Origin of the sequence: Arthrobacter silviterrae, assembly GCF_011045165.1 — a bacterium.
GTDB classification, from domain to species: Bacteria; Actinomycetota; Actinomycetes; order Actinomycetales; family Micrococcaceae; genus Specibacter; species Specibacter silviterrae.
On the sequence record NZ_JAAKZI010000068.1, the window covers coordinates 1 to 3,395 of the forward strand.

General features: G+C 63.4%; 3 protein-coding genes. All 3 read left to right on the top strand.

Translation table 11 applies throughout. From position 1 onward, the window contains the following. The first annotated feature begins 300 nt into the window (after positions 1–300). From G6N77_RS19340 to G6N77_RS19350, 3 genes are read left to right on the top strand one after another with little or no spacing between them, the layout of a single operon-like run. On the top strand, positions 301–1,395 hold the full coding sequence (locus G6N77_RS19340) for a tyrosine-type recombinase/integrase (protein ID WP_205678450.1): 1,095 nt from the start codon (positions 301–303) through the stop codon (positions 1,393–1,395). Further along, the gene (locus G6N77_RS19345) at positions 1,392–2,324 is read left to right on the top strand and encodes a tyrosine-type recombinase/integrase (protein WP_165183801.1); all 933 of its coding nucleotides are present in this window, start codon (positions 1,392–1,394) and stop codon (positions 2,322–2,324) included. The genes G6N77_RS19340 and G6N77_RS19345 overlap by 4 nt, the downstream gene beginning before the upstream one ends. Beyond that, positions 2,321–3,310: a tyrosine-type recombinase/integrase gene (locus G6N77_RS19350; protein WP_165183802.1), complete on the top strand. Its 990-nt coding sequence runs from the start codon at positions 2,321–2,323 to the stop codon at positions 3,308–3,310. The genes G6N77_RS19345 and G6N77_RS19350 overlap by 4 nt, the downstream gene beginning before the upstream one ends. Positions 3,311–3,395 lie beyond the last annotated feature (85 nt).

Consider the following 3,395-nt stretch of genomic DNA (forward strand, 5'->3'; position numbering starts at 1 on the left):
TAATGCCGACATCGGCATTAAATGTCCTATGCCGACCTCCGGACTATGCCGATGATTCGGCAATGGCGCAGGTCATTGGTACTGCTGAGGTTCGAAAGGTCGGCATAGTCACGTAATCGGGGCCACCCTTGAGACACGGAGTGTCTGGAGGTGAGGTTCGTGACGAAGAGATCGCCGACGGCCCGGCCGCACGCGGATCGGATTCCGCGGGTTCCGGCGGGCCCCTTGGTGCCAATGGTTGAGGAGTGCTCGGGGTGGTTGGCCGCCCAAGGGTATTCACCGGGGTCAGCGGCTGGGATCGTGAACTTGCTGAAGCGGCTGAGCTTGTGGATGCGGGACGTGGACGCCGGGGGCGATGAGATCGACGGGGAATTGCTCGACCGGTTCGTCGCGGCGGAGCGTTCAAGAGATTTCGTGTGCTTCACGGTGAAGGACTCGATGGGCGCAATGCGCAGGTTCTTGACGGCCGGCGGATATCTGGGCGTGGCTAAGGCGGAAGCGTGTCCGGCCACGGCGGCCCAGGCGGCGGTGATCCAGTGGTGTTCGTGGATGAGAGATCAGCGCGGTCTGACCGAAAAGACGATCGATGCCCGCTGCCACTTCGCTGCCGGACTCCTGGATGAGGTCACAACGGTGGATGGGACCATGGGGTGGTGCCATCTCGATGCGGCGGTCGTTAACGAGTACGTCACTGTTCGTGGACGCCCCTACGGCGTTGTTACCCGCGCTCATATCGTCGATGCTGTCGGTTGCCTGCTGCGGTGGGCTTTGAGTGCTGGTTATCTCGACCGGGACCTGACCGCCGGGATCCTCAAGCCTCCTGGGACGCGAAGGTCTTTGCCTCGAGGTGTCAGCGCCGAGCAGATCGCGGCTTTGCTGGCCGCGGGTGACCCGGGCACCGTGATTGGGGCGAGGGACCGGGCGGTGGTGATGATCCTCGTGCGGCTGGGTTTGCGTGCTGGCGAGGCCGCGCGTCTGAGGCTCGACGATATCGACTGGGCCGGTGGAAGGGTCACGGTTGCAGGCAAGGGCCGCGAGCACACGCTGCCCTTGCCGGTCGATGTGGGTGAGGCGCTGACGGCGTGGCTGAGACTTCGACCGCCAGCTCTGGATCGGGCTGTGTTCGTGCGGATGAGGGCTCCGCGGCGAATGATGACGCCCTCGGCGATCTCAGGGATCATCGCCCGGTTGTCGAATGATGCGGGGATCGACCAGATCCATGCGCACCGGCTGCGGCACACCGCCGCGATGAACGTCATGGCCGGGGGTGGTTCCTTATCCGAGGCCAAGGAGCTACTGGGCCACGTCTATACCGCCACCACGATGGCCTACGCGAAGGTCGACCTCGCATCGCTGCGTGAGTTGGTCGTCCCGTTCGGGCAGGTGCCGCGATGACAACGTTGCGCGAACGCTTGGAGGAGTATCTGGTGATGCGCCGGGCGCTCGGGTTCCAGCTCAACGAGATCGAGCGGCAGGTAGGACTGTTCTGCACATGGCTCGAAGATCACGGACAGACGCAGACCTTCAGCATCGAGGACGCCGTGACATGGGCCCGTCTCAACCCCGATGCCCACCCCTCGTGGTGGGCGACCCGACTATCCTTGGTGCGTCGCTTTGCCGCCTACCTCAACGCGAATGGTGTTGATGTTCCGGTCATCCCCACTGGCTTGCTTCCGGCGAAGAAGCCCCGCGCGGTGCCGTTCATCTATAGCCAAGAGGACCTCGATGCATTGCTTGCCTCCTGCGACGCTGAGTTCACCGACGAACGGGTCGTTGCGACGGTACGCACCGTCATCGGCCTGCTGGCTGCCACGGGCCTGCGGATCAGTGAAGCACTGAACCTCCTGATTGATGACATTGATCAGGAAAACAATGTGCTGGTGATCAAGGCCGCGAAGTCTGATGAGCGCCTCGTTCCCGTGCACCCCTCGACAACGGCCGCTCTCAGGGAGTACATCGTCCTGCCCGCCAGGACGGCCACGCACCCCGATCCACACGGCCCGGTCTTCGTGACCTCCAAGGGGACCAGATACGTCTACGTGTCATTCCAGTCCCTGTTCAAACGAGTCCGAGATACTGCCGGACTCACCCCGCGCGGCAGAGCACGCCCTCGGCTCCACGACCTGCGGCACACCTTCGCCACCGCGCACATGACCGCGGCCTACGCCCACGGTGGTGACCCCGACCGGGTGCTGTCGTTACTCGCCACCTGGCTGGGGCATTCCGACCCCGCCCACACCTACTGGTACCTGACGGCGACAGGGGAACTCATGGCCCTGGCCGCCGGCATGCTCGAACCCATTCCCGAAGGAGAAACTTCATGAACGCCTTGGCCATCAGCCTGCAAACCTACTTCACTACCTTCGCCCACGCCCAGCGGGACCTCTCTACCAACACCATTGCTTCCTACCGCGACACGTGGCGGACGCTCCTGAAGTATCTGACAGCGACGCTCGGGGTTCCCGCCGACGCGCTCGACTTCGATGCCGTCACCGCGACCAACGTCACCGCGTTTCTCGACCATCTCGAGCAAGAGCGTGGCAACAGCGCCAAGACCCGAAACGTTCGCTTGACCGCGATCCGCGCCGTGCTCGGCAGAGCTCTGCCCGACCACCCCGAATACGCCGCGACGATCACACAAGTCCTCGCGATCCCTCCTAAACGCACGACAAGGCCAGTCGTTGAATTCCTCTCTCCAAGCGAGGTCAACGCCCTGCTCACCGCGCCCAACCAGCAGACCTGGACCGGACGACGTGACCACGCCATACTGACGATGACAGTGCAGACCGGCCTTCGGATCAGTGAGATCTGCTCATTGACCCACGACGACATCCATCTCGGCACCGGTCCCCACATCGCATGCACCGGCAAAGGGCGACACCAACGCATCACCCCGTTGACTCGAACCACCGTGAGCACGATGAAGAACTACCTCACCGAACGCAGCACCCTTCCAGGAACCGCACTATTCTGTGGCCCCCACGGGCAACCCCTGTCCCGCGACGCGCTCGAGCACCGCCTGGCCAAACACCTCACCACCGCAACGACCATGTGCCCCAGCCTCGCCGCCAAACACGTCACCATGCACACCCTGCGGCACACTACAGCGATGAATCTCCTTGCCGCCGGAGTCGACGTTTCCGTCATCGCGCTCTGGCTCGGACACGCCGACACCCACAGCACCGACGCCTACCTGCACGCCGACATGGCCATCAAGCAAGCCGCCATCGACCGGACCAGACCACCCAACGTCAAGCCCGGAACATACCAACCAGAACCCGACATCCTGGCCTGGCTGACATCCCTGTGACTATGCCGACCTTTCGAACCTCAGCAGTACCAATGACCTGCGCCGTCACCAGAGTCATCGGCATAGTCCGGAGGTCGGCATAGGA

Bases quoted from the DNA above. Each gene is read 5' to 3' on its own strand.
- G6N77_RS19345 (WP_165183801.1), top strand. From the start codon at position 1,392: ATGACAACGTTGCGCGAACGCTTGGAGGAGTATCTGGTGATGCGCCGG.
- G6N77_RS19350 (WP_165183802.1), top strand. From the start codon at position 2,321: ATGAACGCCTTGGCCATCAGCCTGCAAACCTACTTCACTACCTTCGCC.